Annotated in this window: 14 protein-coding genes; 6 read left to right on the top strand and 8 right to left on the bottom strand. The window is 47.3% G+C overall.

Features of this window, described 5'->3' with window-relative positions:
• Positions 1-95 precede the first annotated feature (95 nt).
• Complete coding sequence (locus AC5YBX_RS02555) at positions 96-1103, top strand: porin (RefSeq protein ID WP_494520105.1); 1008 nt, start codon at positions 96-98, stop codon at positions 1101-1103.
• 88 nt (positions 1104-1191) lie between these two features.
• Here the strand turns inward: AC5YBX_RS02555 and AC5YBX_RS02550 are convergent, their stop codons facing one another.
• Both AC5YBX_RS02550 and AC5YBX_RS02545 read right to left on the bottom strand, forming a co-directional pair.
• The gene (locus AC5YBX_RS02550; RefSeq protein ID WP_494520106.1) at positions 1192-1851 is read right to left on the bottom strand and encodes a thiopurine S-methyltransferase; all 660 of its coding nucleotides are present in this window, start codon (positions 1849-1851) and stop codon (positions 1192-1194) included.
• Positions 1852-1948: 97 nt separating this feature from the next.
• Positions 1949-2293, bottom strand: coding sequence for a hypothetical protein (locus AC5YBX_RS02545; protein WP_494520107.1), 345 nt, complete (start codon positions 2291-2293; stop codon positions 1949-1951).
• Positions 2294-2506: 213 nt separating this feature from the next.
• Between AC5YBX_RS02545 and AC5YBX_RS02540 the strand changes: the two genes are divergently transcribed.
• Positions 2507-4336, top strand: a complete 1830-nt coding sequence (locus AC5YBX_RS02540) for a protein kinase domain-containing protein (protein ID WP_494524307.1) — start codon at positions 2507-2509, stop codon at positions 4334-4336.
• Here AC5YBX_RS02540 and AC5YBX_RS02535 read toward each other — a convergent pair.
• Complete coding sequence (locus AC5YBX_RS02535; RefSeq protein ID WP_494520109.1) at positions 4333-4914, bottom strand: FxsA family protein; 582 nt, start codon at positions 4912-4914, stop codon at positions 4333-4335. The two genes, AC5YBX_RS02540 and AC5YBX_RS02535, sit on opposite strands and share 4 nt — an antisense overlap.
• A 271-nt stretch (positions 4915-5185) precedes the next feature.
• Here AC5YBX_RS02535 and cutA point away from each other — a divergent pair, with 271 nt between their 5' ends.
• From cutA to AC5YBX_RS02520, 3 genes are all read left to right on the top strand, one after another.
• Positions 5186-5509: a divalent-cation tolerance protein CutA gene (gene cutA, locus AC5YBX_RS02530; RefSeq protein WP_494520110.1), complete on the top strand. Its 324-nt coding sequence runs from the start codon at positions 5186-5188 to the stop codon at positions 5507-5509.
• Positions 5506-7326, top strand: a complete 1821-nt coding sequence (locus AC5YBX_RS02525) for a protein-disulfide reductase DsbD (protein ID WP_494520111.1) — start codon at positions 5506-5508, stop codon at positions 7324-7326. The genes cutA and AC5YBX_RS02525 overlap by 4 nt, the downstream gene beginning before the upstream one ends.
• Positions 7327-7524: 198 nt before the next feature.
• A complete protein-coding gene (locus AC5YBX_RS02520; protein ID WP_494520112.1) occupies positions 7525-9150 on the top strand; it encodes a cation:proton antiporter domain-containing protein in 1626 nt (541 codons plus the stop codon).
• Between the two features lie 81 nt (positions 9151-9231).
• On the opposite strand, the gene AC5YBX_RS02515 is transcribed toward AC5YBX_RS02520, so the two are convergent.
• On the bottom strand, positions 9232-9513 hold the full coding sequence (locus AC5YBX_RS02515) for a hypothetical protein (protein WP_494520113.1): 282 nt from the start codon (positions 9511-9513) through the stop codon (positions 9232-9234).
• Between AC5YBX_RS02515 and galK the strand changes: the two genes are divergently transcribed.
• A complete protein-coding gene (gene galK, locus AC5YBX_RS02510; protein ID WP_494520114.1) occupies positions 9512-10693 on the top strand; it encodes a galactokinase in 1182 nt (393 codons plus the stop codon). The two genes, AC5YBX_RS02515 and galK, sit on opposite strands and share 2 nt — an antisense overlap.
• 342 nt (positions 10694-11035) lie before the next feature.
• Here galK and AC5YBX_RS02505 read toward each other — a convergent pair whose 3' ends face one another.
• From AC5YBX_RS02505 to AC5YBX_RS02490, 4 genes are all read right to left on the bottom strand, one after another.
• On the bottom strand, positions 11036-11464 hold the full coding sequence (locus AC5YBX_RS02505; protein ID WP_475515782.1) for a hypothetical protein: 429 nt from the start codon (positions 11462-11464) through the stop codon (positions 11036-11038).
• 294 nt (positions 11465-11758) lie between these two features.
• Complete coding sequence (locus tag AC5YBX_RS02500; RefSeq protein WP_494520115.1) at positions 11759-12778, bottom strand: NAD(P)H-quinone oxidoreductase; 1020 nt, start codon at positions 12776-12778, stop codon at positions 11759-11761.
• Between the two features lie 266 nt (positions 12779-13044).
• Positions 13045-13725: a single-stranded DNA-binding protein gene (locus AC5YBX_RS02495; RefSeq protein ID WP_475515776.1), complete on the bottom strand. Its 681-nt coding sequence runs from the start codon at positions 13723-13725 to the stop codon at positions 13045-13047.
• Positions 13726-13802: 77 nt separating this feature from the next.
• The gene (locus AC5YBX_RS02490; RefSeq protein WP_494520116.1) at positions 13803-15170 is read right to left on the bottom strand and encodes an MFS transporter; all 1368 of its coding nucleotides are present in this window, start codon (positions 15168-15170) and stop codon (positions 13803-13805) included.
• Positions 15171-15225: the final 55 nt, after the last annotated feature.

Genomic DNA, 15225 nt, shown 5'->3' with positions numbered 1-15225 from the left:
CTTGTTGCGAGTAGGGATGCTCGTAACAAAATATGGAAACGATGTTAATAACCATTACAAAATGGAACAGAACTCAGTTCTTGGGAGCACAACACATGAAAAAATCTTTAATCTCTGCATCAATCGCCTCAGTACTCACTTTGGCTTCATTCGGTGCGCTAGCCGATGGCCCTAACTTTTACGGTCGTTTAGACCTAACCGTGACAAACTCAGACACGGGTCTAACTACACAAGAAGGTAAAAAAGGCACCATTCTAGAAAACAACTTTTCCAACCTAGGTGTTAAGGGTAGCGAGAAGATTGCAGACGGCTTCGACGTTGTTTACCAAATGGAATTCCAAGTAGAGAACACTTCATCTAAAGGTGATGTATTTAAGGCGCGTAACACTTTCCTAGGCCTTAAGAGCGCCGCTGGTACTGTACTTGTAGGTCGTAACGACACTGTATTTAAACAATCAGAAGGCAGCATCGACCTATTTGGTAACAGTAACGCCGATATCGACCGTTTAGTTGGTGCTCAGTCACGTGTAGCTGACGGCATCTGGTACTACTCACCAAAGATTGCTGACTTAGTCACCGTCAACGCAACTTATCTGATGGAAGATAACCATGCCAGCGATAAAGAGCAGTATGCATTTAGTGCAACGGTAGGTGACAAGAAGTTTAAAGCGCAAAACTACTATGTCGCTGCAGCTTATAACAAAGGTATTGCTGGTATCGATGCCTACCGTGGTGTAGCTCAAGTTAAATTAGGCGATTTCAAAGTGGGTGGTCTATTCCAAAACTCTGAAAGCGTTGTTGATGGTTCAGAAGATGGCAACACTTACTTCGTTAACGTCGCTTACAACCTTAATGGCGTTAACCTAAAAGCTGAATACGGTAAAGATGAAGCTGGCTTTGGTAAGTACTCTAAACAAGCTCAAGATGGTACTGACATCGATGTACAAGTTATCACAGTTGGTGCCGACTACCGCGTAGCTAAATCAACACTGGTATATGGCCACTATGCTATGTACGAAGGTGATTACAAAAATGCTGGCGGCGTGACAGTAGATTTAGAAGATGATGATGTATTCACTGTTGGTGTACGTTACGACTTCTAATCGGCTGAGTCTCTGACTCTAGTTCGATAAAAAGGCGACCTTAGGGTCGCCTTTTTGCAATTTGTTATAGGTTCTTGAAATAAATAACCTAACCCTTTCTCACCAAGCGATACACTGATTCAGTTAACCAGGGCACCTGTTTGCTAACAAAGCGGGGGTTTTGATCCAGCACATCATCACAGCGTAAACGCTCAATCTCGAAGTATTCGCTCATATTAGCCATCACCCAATCGTCAGATACGGCAAATGGTGGGCCATTAAGGGCGGCCTGAGGGTAATCTAAGGTAATGAGTAAACCAATACTTTGGGGGGCGATAAGCTTGGCTAGCTGCTTAACATATTGCTGGCGCATCGCCTCGGGCCACGCAATTAGGGCGGCTCTATCATAAAAGGCAGTGCAGTGCGCAGTCAGATGAGTCGGTAAGGTAAATAGGTCACCTTGATAAAGGGTTACCTGCTCGGTGCTATAACGTGTATGCTCCCCTAGGGGTTGAACCTCGACACTTAATTCATTGTCGGTGAAAAACTGCTCAACGGCATCTTGATTGAGCTCGCAAGCAACCACTTCTAGCCCTTGTTCTGCCAAATAACACAGATCTAAACTCTTACCACACATGGGCACAAATACACTTGCCCCCGACGCCACATTCAACTGCGGCCAGTGTTCAATCAATAATGGGTTAACCTCACCGAGATGAAAGCCTATCTGTTGCGATGCCCACTTTTCGTGCCAAAAACTTGGTTGCATATCCTGCTCCACTGCGACTCATGACAAATAATCTGCAGGATACTCTACTGCCAAGTGTTGGCGAGTGTAAAACTAAGCTTAACTAAACGCACGAAAATCAGGCAATATTTAATACCTTTTGTACCCGTCTGAGCCAGACGCAGTTTTCACACTCACAGTTACGCCGTGACAAATGATGTGGCGTTAAGCTCGAATCGATAAAGTCGACTGCGATCAACAACTGTTGTTTTAGCTCTTGCACCGATTTTTGCTCAACGGCCACCAGCTCATCATTATGGTTCATCCAAGTACATTCCATTCCCTGATGACAATGAATACATTGCATATCCGTACTGTTAAAAAAACCGGCATGAGGGCAAAACTTTAACTCCATCGACTGCACAATACGTTTTCTAGGGTATTCTAATAACTCTATTAACAGGGCTTTATCGGGTTGTGACATCACACCCTCCTACTTATCGGGTATAGCGCTTCATTTACGCGGTTAATATTATATTAGCTTCAGGTTACCTTTATGGCTGTGGTTCAGAATTGATGTAGGTCAACATCAGCAGCGAAAAAATCAGTTAGGAGTCCCAAGTATGAAAAATCTCGCTATTGTGCAGTTGCCGTTGTTCTTGTTATAAAAACATATTCATTATTAACGATACCCATCATGGCCAATATCAGTGCAGCAACGCCGCAGTTACAGCATTTCTATATCTCTGAAGAGCAATCCATCTATCTGCTCAAGGCCGATGATGCGCGCAAACATAGAGCCTGGATCCGCCTATGCAAACAGCAGTTATTCAAATTAGGCTACCAAGAGATAGAGTTAGTCGGTAAAGGTGCTTACGGCTTTGTTTTTGCGGGGGTTGATGCCCAGCATAATGCTCACGTATTTAAATTTTCACGCATGACCCTGCCGCAACACATTCAAGACCGCCTCGAAGAGGAAGCCTTTATGCTATCGCAGGTGACCCACCCCAATGTGCCACCTATGATTAAATTTGAGCGTGTGGGCAAACAGGGCATTTTAGTGATGGCAAGGGCTCCTGGAGAAGATCTCGATAAACTCTGCCTGCGCAGGGGCGCACTACCAGTGGCGATGATCATGAGCATTGCTCGGCAACTCGCTAATATCGTGCAGTATCTGCATCATGGCCGCCCCCTTGTCCATGGCGATATTAAACCTTCTAACTTAGTTTACGATGTTGACAGCCAGCATCTGTCATTAATTGACTGGGGCTCGGCAGTCTTTGCTCAGCGTGATGGCGAGGGCAATCCGGTTAATGGCAATGTGATGGACCTGCTCTCAAATGATCAACAACATACTAATGCACGCATGGGGGATGTCTATTTCATCGGGGAAGAGCAACTCAATGGCACATTGTCGAGCCCAAGGTTCGACGAGCAAGGGGTTGCAGCCACCTTATACGCTTTAGCTTCGGGGCAAGCTAGCCGCTTTGGCAGCAAGGTGATCCCCGCCGCCAGTATCGGCTTGCCCATTGAGCTTGCCCGCACTTTAGATGGCATGCTCAGTGACGACCCCAAAATTCGTAATCAAGCTGGCGACTATTTTCTCAAAAGCATGGCCCATAGCCATCGATTACATCTACCGGAGTTACCTCAACCGGCCCTTAAACCGGACATTCCGGTATGGTCTCTGCCCCGCAGCAAGGAGGTCGAAACTGTCAGTTACAGCTCGCGTAAATCGTTTCTTAAAGAGCACAATAGTGACGACCCCATCGCAAAGATGGACGATCTACAGCTTGAGAAATACTATCGCAACTTTATGGCGGGTATGGGTGATACCGAAAAAGGTTTTATCGCCGCCGTTGGCCGAGTCGGGCAATATTCAATCGTCGGCGGACTGGCGATTCATTGGCAAGAGTCTGGCGTATATATCGACTCCAACCTCGCGACCTATAACAGTGAGGAAAAAGCAGCATTAGTGCAGGCGGTGAATAATATGGTGACCTTAGCGCGGGGAATTCGTCGCATTGGGGTGTTTAAGGCCTGCTTCTTTAATGCTCGAGATACCTTGCATCTTGAGCGCAGCGATACCAGCCAGCCCTTTAAGCTCAGCCCAGATCAACAGCTTCCCTTTGAAGTGGGTGATGTGCCCTCATTAGAAGATAAGTCGCGGCTACACTCATATTTTGAAGATGGCCGCGATCCCGATGAAAACCTCGAACTCCCTAAAGCGATTATGACTGAGTTGGGCTGGATAAATCAGATTCATCACACTGGCTGTATTATTTTCGAAGTACTGCCTAACCACATGAAAATTCACAGCTATTTACGCTTACTCAATCCTAGGAAACAGGCGGCATTTCGCGCCAGTTTGGACAGGATCTTAAGCCATGTAGATAAAATACAGGGCAAAGGGGTCTCTGGTTTTATGAAATTACCTTATAAAAATACTCGCCGTTTTAACCATATCGACAGTAAACCCGAGCACTTTTACCCTAAAAACCCTAAGGCGCTAGGTGCAGATGATTAGTGTTTCGGAGACTGTTTATCGTCATCCTTTGCACTATCTTGTTTATCGTCCAGGCGATGAGTATCAGTCTCATCCTGCTTGTGTTCATAATCGCCATCGAAAGTATTGCCTTTATCCCCTTTAAAGGGATCATCACCAAAGGGCGAGCGCCCATTGGCTGAGTCATGAGGATTAAAAGGGCCTTGACCAAAACTGGCGTGAAAGCCACCTTGGCGTAGCACTTTCAATTGCATACGTTTATAGAGTAACCCCGCCAGTGGGATACGCGTAATAGGAGTCAGCAACAGTAAACCGATAAAGTCAGTCACAAATCCAGGGATCAGCAGGAGCAAACCAGCAATGGCCAGCATCATCCCTTCGACAATCTCCTGCCCTGGCGCCTCCCCTCGTGCCAGCTTTTGTTGCACCTGCATGAGGGTGTGGATCCCTTGACTACGGACCAAGGACACCCCAACCACCGCCGTCAATAAGACTAATCCAACCGTGGTCCAACTGCCTAAGGCTTCACCGACACGGATCAGTACGTTTAACTCAATGACTGGCACCAGTACAAAGATCACTAATAGAATAAAAAACACACTGACCTCACTAAATAATTTTTAATTCATTGAAAACTAAATGGGGGTGAAAGGGTCTACTTTCAAGTCGGGCAATTACCCCTAGCGGTAAAGCCTGAGCAAATTAGCTGGGATAATCTCACTATTTTAAGCGTCGTTTAATGCAACGAGGCAGTAAAAGTCGTAAAGTATCCGCCATTGAGAGTGACGCTGTTATGTGCCGGCCAGTCAGTAATAAACTGAGCATTGACCACTACAACATAAAATCACAACCGAAGAAGACCATAATACCATGCATGATACTTGTTTATTAGTCATGACAACGTGCCCAACCCAAGACAGTGCGATCGCCATCGCGCGCGCTTTAGTGGATACCAAGCTCGCTGCTTGTGTGCAACTGTCCGCTCCGGTGACGTCGGTGTACCTTTGGCAGGACAGCATTTGCGAAGAGCAAGAGATCTCGCTGCAAATCAAATGCCTCAGCCAAGCCTATGATGCAGTTGCTGAACTGATATTAACTTTGCATCCCTATGATGTGCCAGAACTTATCGCTACCGAGATAGCTTATGGCTCTGCTGCTTATTTAGATTGGATAAAAGAAACCACACAAATATGAAAAAATTACTGTTCATCGCTCTCGCTTCATTTCTATTGCTTGCCCCCAGTGCACATAGCGAAGGCATTTTCGGCGCCAATAAATTCGATTTTCTAAAGGATGAGCCCAAGCTAATGCCTGTGGATGAGGCATTCGTATTCGATTTTAAACAACAAGACCAACGCCTTGAGCTCAGCTGGGTGATTGCCGATGGCTACTATATGTATCGCGACAAACTTAAGTTTGAAGCGGACGGCGCCACGCTTGGCGAAATACAACTCCCCCAAGGCAAAACCCATACCGATGAGTATTTTGGCGAGCAGCAAGTATATTACGCTTACGTTGAAATCCCGGTGGCCATTAAACAGGCGGCTAACAATGGCACGCTCAGCGTAACCTTTATGGGCTGTGCCGAAGGCAAACTCTGTTATCCGCCCACCAAGCGCAGTGTACAGCTGAGTGACGTCGCCGCTAACGAGGGGATCTTACCGGCAAGCGATAATGTCACGACTGGTACTGCGGCTAATCACTCGCCAGCATCTAATACGCCTATCACAGAACAAGATTCACTAAGCCAGATGTTATCGGGCGATAACCTACTGTGGACCTTAATCATCTTCTTTGGTTTAGGCATTGGCCTCGCATTAACTCCCTGCGTATTCCCCATGTACCCTATTTTGTCGGGCATTATTGTCGGTCAAGGTGAAAAACTATCAACAGCCAAAGCGTTCAGCTTATCGATGGTTTACGTTCAAGGTATGGCAATCACCTACTCCTTACTTGGCCTTGTTGTTGCCTCCGCGGGAATGAAATACCAAGCCGCGTTGCAACACCCTGCGGTATTGATTGTATTAGCCATGTTGTTTTTCGTGCTCAGCTTATCCATGTTTGGTCTATACGACTTAAAACTACCCTCGAGCTGGCAAGAAAAAATGAACCGCTTCTCCAATAATCAAAAAGGCGGCAATGTTGCTGGCGTGTTCTTGATGGGCGTGATTTCTGGTTTAGTCGCCTCACCTTGTACCACTGCGCCACTCTCGGGCGCACTGGTGTATGTGGCGCAGACTGGCGATCTACTGCAAGGCTTTTTGGCGCTATATGTGTTGAGCATGGGCATGGGCTTACCACTACTGATCATTGGCTCCTCAGGTGGCAAACTCCTGCCAAGAGCCGGCGCATGGATGGATGTGATAAAAACCATCTTTGGCTTCCTGCTGATTGCCGTGTCCATCATCATGCTAGGCCGTATCTGGACCGGGCTCACCTCGGATGTCCTATGGGCACTGTGGGGCGTGAGCTTGGCCGGTTACCTGATGCACCAAAATAAACTGACTGAATTTAGCTGGAAGCAAACCGTTCGTTCGGTATTACTATTATTGATGCTGTTAGCTAGCTTCTCTTACGGCTTCCAAGCGGTCATGACAAGCCTGGGTTTCCAAGCGCATAACGGCAATCAAACCAGCAATCATATGGTGAGCCACAAAACCATCAAGTCACTGGCCGACCTGCAAATTGAAATTGAGGCCGCCAGTGCACAAGGTCAACCTGTGATGCTCGATCTCTACGCCGATTGGTGCGTCGCCTGTAAAGAGTTTGAAAATATCACCTTTAAAGACGCCGCTGTGCAGCAACGTCTCGCCCAAATGGTATTTTTGCAAGCCGATGTGACTAAAATGGATAAACTCGATGTGGAGCTGTTAGAACATTACGACGTGTTAGGCCTTCCTAGTCTGTTGATGTTTGATGCTCAAGGGCAGTTGCGTGACGAGCTGCGGGTCACAGGTTTTATGAAGCCTGCGGCATTTGCCAGTCACCTCGATCTCGTCCTAGAGAAATAACCGCCATAAGCCACTGATGATATCTATTTTTTAAAAACCTCCTTCGGGAGGTTTTTTGTTATTCGCCAGCAAGCAATAGCGTCTTACCACGGATAAAAGTGGCTCTGTACAGTGATTTTTTATTTATTGTTAATCTAAATCTTATATTATAAGTGCTGTTTAGTGTCATGGAACACACCTCATCCCCCAAGGAGCAACATGGAACCCGCCATACTCATCATTACCTTAGCCTGTGGCATCTTAGTTAGTCGTATCGGATTACCCCCCTTAATAGGCTATTTAGTGGCGGGCTTTATGTTGTTTTTGTTTGGCCTAGATGAAACCAGCTTGCCACTGTTGGAGCAGCTCGCCAATTTAGGGGTCACGCTACTGCTATTTGCTATCGGGTTAAAGCTGGATCTGCGCAGCTTATTTAAAGTGGAAGTGTGGGCAGGCTCCAGCCTGCATTTAATTGGCTCTATGCTGTTTTTGGTGCCGCTACTCAAACTACTAGGCTTAATAGGACTAGAACAACTGAGTGGCTTAGATCTAGAGCAATTGGCCCTACTCGCCTTTGCCTTGAGCTTTTCAAGTACCATTTTTGCCGTCAAAGTACTCGAAGATAAAGGTGACATGCAATCCCTTTATGGCCGAGTCGCCATTGGTATTTTGATCATGCAAGATATCTTTGCGGTCGCATTTTTGACTATATCCAAAGGTGATATCCCCTCCATCTGGGCGCTGAGTTTGCTGTTATTACCCTTTGCTAGACCACTTATTTATAAGGCATTCGACCGTGTGGGTCACGGCGAGCTGCTGGTTCTCTTTGGCCTAGTCATGGCCTTAGTGGTAGGCGCGGGCCTATTTGAATTGGTCGGTTTAAAACCGGATTTAGGCGCCTTGGTTGTTGGTATCTTACTAGCAGGACACGCCAAATCATCGGAACTGGCTAAATCATTATTTTACTTTAAAGAGCTATTTTTGGTCGCCTTCTTCTTAACTGTCGGTCTAAATGGATTACCTAGCTTTAGTGATATTGGCGTTGCCGCGCTGCTGGTCTTGGTGATACCGATTAAGATAGTGCTCTTCCTCTATCTATTGACCTACTTCAAGCTGCGCTCGCGCACCTCATTGATGACCTCATTTAACCTAGGTAACTACAGTGAGTTTGGCCTCATTGTGGCCGCTGTTGCCACCAGTAAAGGCTGGTTACCGGCCCATTGGATGGTGATTTTAGCGGTGGCATTAAGCCTTAGCTTCCTCTTTGCCGCTCCGCTAAACGCCGCTTCCAGCCGTTTATATCAAAAGTACCAAAGTCGCCTACAGAAGCTAGAGCGCCATCCACTGCATCCTGAAGACAGACCAATACGCGTCGGTAATCCACGCTTTCTAATCTTAGGTATGGGCCGAATAGGTTCAGGAGCCTACGACGAGCTAGCCAATAAATTTGAAGGCGAAATTTTAGGAATTGAACATAAACAGGAGTTAGTGGATTTTCATCGAAGCGAGGGGCGAAACGTGGTGCAAGGTGATGCATCCGATACCGATTTTTGGGAAAAGCTCGATCGCGCGCCGAACCTAGAATTAGTGCTGCTGGCGATGCCCCAACATACGGGTAATGAGTTTGCCGTTGAGCAACTTAAGCGTTTAAATTATCAAGGTAAGTTAAGTGCTATTGTACAATACAGTGAAGATGCACTCTCACTCAAAGAGGCGGGAGTCCACAGTGTATTTAACCTCTACGAGGCCGCTGGCGCGGGTTTTGTTGAACATGTTATCCACGAGTTGCAATCGGGCCAGCAACACGACGCGGATATAGTTGTCGAATCCACTAACGCCAGCTAAATATCTAAGCATCGGTTGATATTGGCTACCTGCTATCCCATTGATAACAGGTAGTCAGTGAGCATTTACTGGCACAAGCTATTATTGCTCAGCCCCATTATTTAAGGCTCTACGGCGCAAGTTAATTTCGTCTCCCCCCTGCGCCGATTCCCCCCTTCCCTTAGCATCCACGTTGATCTTACCCACATAGACACTATGATTGACATGATATTCGCCGATAAACAAAAACTGCGTTACACAATCGGTAAACTCATGATATAAAAATGACAAGGAACGAATCACGACCCAATAATGGCGTGAAAATACTGTGACCAGTACTTGGCGCAGAGAGTGATCACCCTTTTCAGAGAAGCTTGATAGCATGGCAAATCCCGCGCAACGCGCCAATAAATTATTTGTGCAAACCTTTGGCACCAATGCTGACGATCTCTATCGTGCCCCAGGACGTGTTAATTTGATCGGTGAACATACCGATTACAATGACGGTTTTGTATTGCCTGCTGCAATTAATTTTCACACCATCATCGCAGTAAAAAAACGCGAAGATGATCGCTTCAGAGCAGTATCCGATGTCTATCCTGGCAAAATTAACAGCTGGCACTTTGGCCAAGAAGGCAAGATGGATCCAGAGGACGGTTGGATAAACTACCTCAAAGGCTTTACTGCCGCGATGGCCGCTTCAGGCTTACCAGCCAAGGGGATGGACATCGCTGTGGTGGGTAACGTGCCTTTGGGCGCAGGGCTATCATCTTCGGCGGCATTAGAAATCGCTTTCGGCACGGCCATCAACGAATGCAGTCAGCTACGCCTCTCTCCGTTAGCCGTTGCTCAAATGGCCCAGCGTGGTGAAAACCAATACGTGGGTTACGCCTGTGGCATTATGGATCAAATTATCAGCGCACTGGGGCAACCCGATCATGCGTTATTAATTGATTGTGAAGATCTCGACAGTGAACCCGTACCAATACCCGAAAGCCTGAGTCTGATCATCGTTAACTCCAATCTCCCGCGCGGTGAAGTCGAGGCACAAGAAGCGATACGTCGTCAGCAGTGCCAACAGGTGGCGGATCACTTTGCGATCGACAGCCTACGTCACTTGGACTTAACGACCTTAGAGACCGCTCGCAGCGAGCTGCCGGAGCTTATTTATCGCCGCGCACGCCATGTGCTCAGCGAAAATCGTCGCACTCAAAACGCCGCCCATGCTCTGCAGGCCGGTAACATTGCCCGCTTAAGTGAGTTGATGGCGCAATCTCATGCCTCGATGCGTGATGATTTTGAAATAAGCTTGCCGGAAATCGACACCTTAGTTGAAATCATCGCTCAGGTTGTCGGCCAACAAGGTGGAGTGCGTATGACAGGCAAAGGATTTGGTGGCTGCGTCGTTGCGCTAGTAGACCATGAACTGAGCGATACTGTGGTGGCGGCGATTGAAGCCCAATATCAAGTGAGAACTGGGATTGAACCGACCGTTTATCTATGTTCGGCCAGTGGTGGCGCTAGCCGCATTGACGAAAGCTGGCTTGAGGGTGAGCTTTATTAAGCGTAAATCCTGTCGCTGAAATATTGTTTTTGCATTCGGCCTTTTAGCTCCTTAACGACAACCGCCAAGGTAATGCTCGAGGGCCGTTAGTCGCAAGTCTGTGCCACAACAGATTTTAGAGACTACAGCAAAGGCAAAATGTGTGGGGAAACAGAGGATAAAGCGTCGTTTAAGGTGAAGGTAGAAATTACTCAACAATAGGCACATCTAAGCGGTTAATCGGGGGTTAATCGATATTGTTAGATAGAGGCCCTAGTTTACACTAGAACCTCATACCCAAATGACAAACACTAACATCAAACCTCATACCTAACTGACAAGCGGGTTGATACAAGCTGACACTTAACTTTCATCGTCATCCGACCAATCATCGAAACCATCATCTATGCTGTCGACTTCCAATTCAACGTCATCATCGTCATCATCTGAATCTAAATCGACATCAATTTTCACTTTCTTTGGCGCCGGTGCAGGCTTAGCATGTATCGCTTCAACCCAAGCAGAATGCTGACGCATAAACTGTTCTCGGGTAACCTGCCATTTAGCATCATATTCTGCTTTAGCGGCTTTGATCTCCTCATCCGTAAGGTCATGCAGGTTTACCTTAACAATATCAACTGCATATTCAATCACGGCATCTCTTGCCGTGTTATAAAGATAAACGCGTCCCGCAGAGGCTTCAGGGAACTCTTTATCATGAATGAGAATGGTGTTACCTCGAGCAGTACGCAGCTCACCATACCAGACAGATTCTTTAGAAGTGTCATACATATATGCTAATACCCTTAAATCAACACATACCAATATAAAATTATTAAGCTGACAATTTCGTTAGCTTAGTCATTGTCATCACTCAGAAATAACCTGCAGCGATGCTTGCGCACATTCTTAATAAAAATCGGCAGAAATCAATAGCCAAATCGATCTATTTCATCTAATTGCTATCAAATTGTGCATTCTGCAGATACTCATATCGAATTTAGCCGATCAAATCAGTTATTCAAGTTTTTTCTAAACACAAGCACCATCAACCTCCTCATCGATGTGGCCTGTTCGCTGCTAGCACTATCCTTGTTCAGCTGCCATATTAAGCACAATTTTCCCGGTATGCTGACCGGACTCCATCAAGCGGTGCGCCGCGACCACATCGCGAAAGGCAAACTCAGCAAACAGCCGAGGCATGAGTGAATGTACCGAGGAGGTTGCAAATAAGGGCCATACTTGCTCACGTAATGCATCAGCTATTTTCGCCTTCGCCGCTATCGATTGTGGCCTGAGTGTCGCGCCAGTCCAAGTAATGCGCTTGGCCATTAAGCGAAACACATCAACATTCGCCGTCACGCCGCGTAACAGCGCTATGGTCACTAAACGCCCCTCCAGCGCCAAGGCTTTCAAATTAAGATTAACCATATCGCCCGAGGCCATGTCGAGCACGACATCGACGCCCTCAGGGGCTATGGCTAAAATCTGCTCCAGTAATGTGTCATCTCGGTAATTAAGCGCGTGATCGGCGCCTAATTCGAGGCAATAATGACATTTTTGCTGGCTCGAAGAGGTGGTGATAACCTTGGCGCCAAATTGCTTAGCCAGAGCGATAGCGGCCGAGCCTATGCCCCCCGAACCACCGTGAATTAATACCGTTTCTCCAGCTTGCAAGCCACCACGCATAAATAGGTGCCCCCACACGGTAAAAAATGTCTCAGGCAGCGCCGCCGCTTGGGCCAAATTAATCCCGTGAGGGATGGGTAAGCAGTGGTCAGCCCAAGTCACCACCAGATCGCTGTAACCACCACCAGGTACCAAGGCGCAGACTTGATCGCCAATACACCACTGCGTCACTGACTCACCAAGGGCGACAATGGTACCCGACACTTCAAGCCCTAACACTGGGCTAGCCCCCTCTGGCGCAGGGTAAAGCCCTTTACGCTGGGCGATATCGGGGCCATTAACCCCAGCGTAGTGTACCTTAATCAATACCTGTTCGGGCGCAGGTGACGCCACCTCCCCCTGAATCAAAGAGATCACCTCTGCCTCGCCAAAGTGACTAACATGCGCCTGCAGGCAAGATAACGTACTTTTATTCATGGGGGATCCTCTTATTCATTGAAATGTCAGTGGCTGGCCTCGATTTAGCTATCTCATTGCATTAAAGTTTGTATCAATCCCTAATAATTCAACCCTCTATATAGCAATAAATTTCACTGTATTAAATCAATCACGTCAAAAACATCATACTTAAAGGGCATAATTACCCACTTTGATATAAATTAAGGCTAATAAAAAACCCAGCTTTTACACTGGGTTCATATATGGTTTGAACTTTAACTTTACAGTTTTAAATAAACCGTCTGCTAAAATGGGATATCGTCATCCCAACCATCATCCAAATCTGGAGTAAAGTTTTGCTGTGGCTGTTGCGGCGCTGGACGCTGCTGTGGTGCCGCTTGTTGCTGCGGAGCCGCTTGAGGCTTAGGTGCATAAGCCGGCGCTGCTGGAGCCGTTTGCTGCTGTGGCGCGCCATAGCCTTGCTGAGGAGCGGCTTGTTGCGGCGCTCCATAACCCTGCTGCTGCGGCGCTGCTTGTTGTGGTGCTGGGCGTGAAGCGGGAGCGGCTGGCTGCTGTGCGTATTGGTTTTGCTGTGGCGCGTAACCACCTGCACTTTGTCCCATACCGCCTTGCTGACCACCTTGACCACGGCTGTCTAGCATCTGCATTTCACTGGCATTGATTTCAGTTTTGTAACGGTCTTGGCCAGTTTGCTGGTCTTGCCACTTACTGGTTTGCAGTTTGCCTTCGAGGTAAACTTTAGAGCCTTTCTTTAGGTATTCACCCGCGATCTCCGCTAAGCGGCGATACATGACGATGTTGTGCCATTCTGTACGCTCTTGCACTTGACCTTGCTGGTCTTTCCAAGACTCACTGGTCGCCACTGTAAAGTTGGCTACGGCATTGCCATTTGGCATGTAGCGTACTTCAGGGTCTTTCCCTAAGTTACCGACCAAAATTACCTTATTGACACCACGACTGGCCATTGAAATCTCCTGCGATATTCTTACAAATCTAATATAAATACTGCTTAACGGGTGAGGTCAACTCAAGTCCCAAACAGTTAATTGACAGAGCCTAACACAGCTCGCGCTTGTCTCAAATCGAAAAGCTCATCAACTTTCAAATAAGCGACTTTCTCCTCAAGTACCACGATAGCCTCGGCTACACCAGGCAGCTGTGACAACTTAGTGGCCATGGCTCTGGCTTCCTCTTTGCCCTCAACTTCGGCTTCTAAGGTGTAGCTCTTTAATAGCACGGGATTTTCCATGCCTAAGGTTAATAGTAACCAAATAAACATCAAGCCTAATGCAACAGCAAATACCCCAGCCGCGCCGACCAATTGGTAAGCTCCGCCGCCAAGCAAGCCGCCACAAAATGCCCCTAGAAATTGGCTGGTCGAATACACGCCCATGGCAGAGCCTTTATCCCCTACCGGACAAAATTTAGCAATCAAGCTCGGCAGTGAGGCTTCAAGATAGTTAAACCCTGTAAAAAACAGCACAATCGCAGCACTGAGTACCACTAAGCTATTTGCAAATAACGCCATTGAAGCGAGCGCTGCCATCATGATTAACAGGGCAATTTGAAAGGTGGCCTTGGTGTTTTTCTTTTTCACGCCGATGATGATCAACGGCACCATAAGGAAAAACGCGCCAATAAAAGCAGGGAAATAGAGCATCCAGTGCTTTTCTTTAACTAAACCCGCATCGACCAAATCCAATGGCAATGCCACAAATACCGCCGTTAACACCAGATGCAAAATAAAAATACCGGCGTCAAGCCTGAACAGCTGCGGATCTTTGAGCATGGCTTTAAGCTTAGCTGGCGCCGCAACCGTATCGCCTTTTGGCGCTTGGCTAATAGGGTTTGGCACCAGCAACTGTACAATAACCATGCCCAGCAAGGCTAAACCTGCTGTCATAGCAAACAGCCCTGAGAGGCCAAGATGCTGCGCGACAATGGGGCCGACCAGCAGCGAAAGCGCAAAGGAGAAACCGATACACATACCGATAATCGCCATCACTTTAGTGCGCTGCTCATCGCGAGTTAAATCGGCAGCTAAGGCTAAAACGGCCGCGGCAATCGCGCCCATCCCCTGCATAGCGCGTCCGGCAACCACCCCATAAATAGAGTCCGCCATGGCTGCAACTACGCTGCCAATAGCAAACACCAACAAGCCAATTAAAATAATTGGCTTGCGCCCATATTTGTCTGACAAGATCCCCATTGGGATCTGCAACACCGCCTGAGTTAACCCATACGCCCCGATGGCAACCCCCACCCATAATGGCGAGAAGCCCTCTAAGTGTTGCCCATAAAGCGCAAACACTGGCATGATCATAAACAAGCCCATCATGCGCAAACCAAATACACTGGCTAACGAAAACGCGACTTTTTTCTCAGTCTTAGACAGTCCATTATTGGCCATTTTTCGCCCTGATATGAATACATTAATAAGCCGCGCATGTTATCACGAAGCGTGG

It is taken from the genome of Shewanella sp. 492 (assembly GCF_059338445.1).
Note: the sequence above shows the minus strand (reverse complement) of the source record. Positions and strands in the feature narration are given on the sequence as shown.

Bases quoted from the DNA above. Each gene is read 5' to 3' on its own strand.
- AC5YBX_RS02555 (WP_494520105.1), top strand. From the start codon at position 96: ATGAAAAAATCTTTAATCTCTGCATCAATCGCCTCAGTACTCACTTTG.
- AC5YBX_RS02550 (WP_494520106.1), bottom strand. From the start codon at position 1,851: ATGCAACCAAGTTTTTGGCACGAAAAGTGGGCATCGCAACAGATAGGC.
- AC5YBX_RS02545 (WP_494520107.1), bottom strand. From the start codon at position 2,293: ATGTCACAACCCGATAAAGCCCTGTTAATAGAGTTATTAGAATACCCT.
- AC5YBX_RS02540 (WP_494524307.1), top strand. From the start codon at position 2,507: ATGGCCAATATCAGTGCAGCAACGCCGCAGTTACAGCATTTCTATATC.
- cutA (WP_494520110.1), top strand. From the start codon at position 5,186: ATGCATGATACTTGTTTATTAGTCATGACAACGTGCCCAACCCAAGAC.
- AC5YBX_RS02525 (WP_494520111.1), top strand. From the start codon at position 5,506: ATGAAAAAATTACTGTTCATCGCTCTCGCTTCATTTCTATTGCTTGCC.
- AC5YBX_RS02520 (WP_494520112.1), top strand. From the start codon at position 7,525: ATGGAACCCGCCATACTCATCATTACCTTAGCCTGTGGCATCTTAGTT.
- galK (WP_494520114.1), top strand. From the start codon at position 9,512: ATGGCAAATCCCGCGCAACGCGCCAATAAATTATTTGTGCAAACCTTT.
- AC5YBX_RS02515 (WP_494520113.1), bottom strand. From the start codon at position 9,513: ATGCTATCAAGCTTCTCTGAAAAGGGTGATCACTCTCTGCGCCAAGTA.
- AC5YBX_RS02505 (WP_475515782.1), bottom strand. From the start codon at position 11,464: ATGTATGACACTTCTAAAGAATCTGTCTGGTATGGTGAGCTGCGTACT.
- AC5YBX_RS02500 (WP_494520115.1), bottom strand. From the start codon at position 12,778: ATGAATAAAAGTACGTTATCTTGCCTGCAGGCGCATGTTAGTCACTTT.
- AC5YBX_RS02495 (WP_475515776.1), bottom strand. From the start codon at position 13,725: ATGGCCAGTCGTGGTGTCAATAAGGTAATTTTGGTCGGTAACTTAGGG.
- AC5YBX_RS02490 (WP_494520116.1), bottom strand. From the start codon at position 15,170: ATGGCCAATAATGGACTGTCTAAGACTGAGAAAAAAGTCGCGTTTTCG.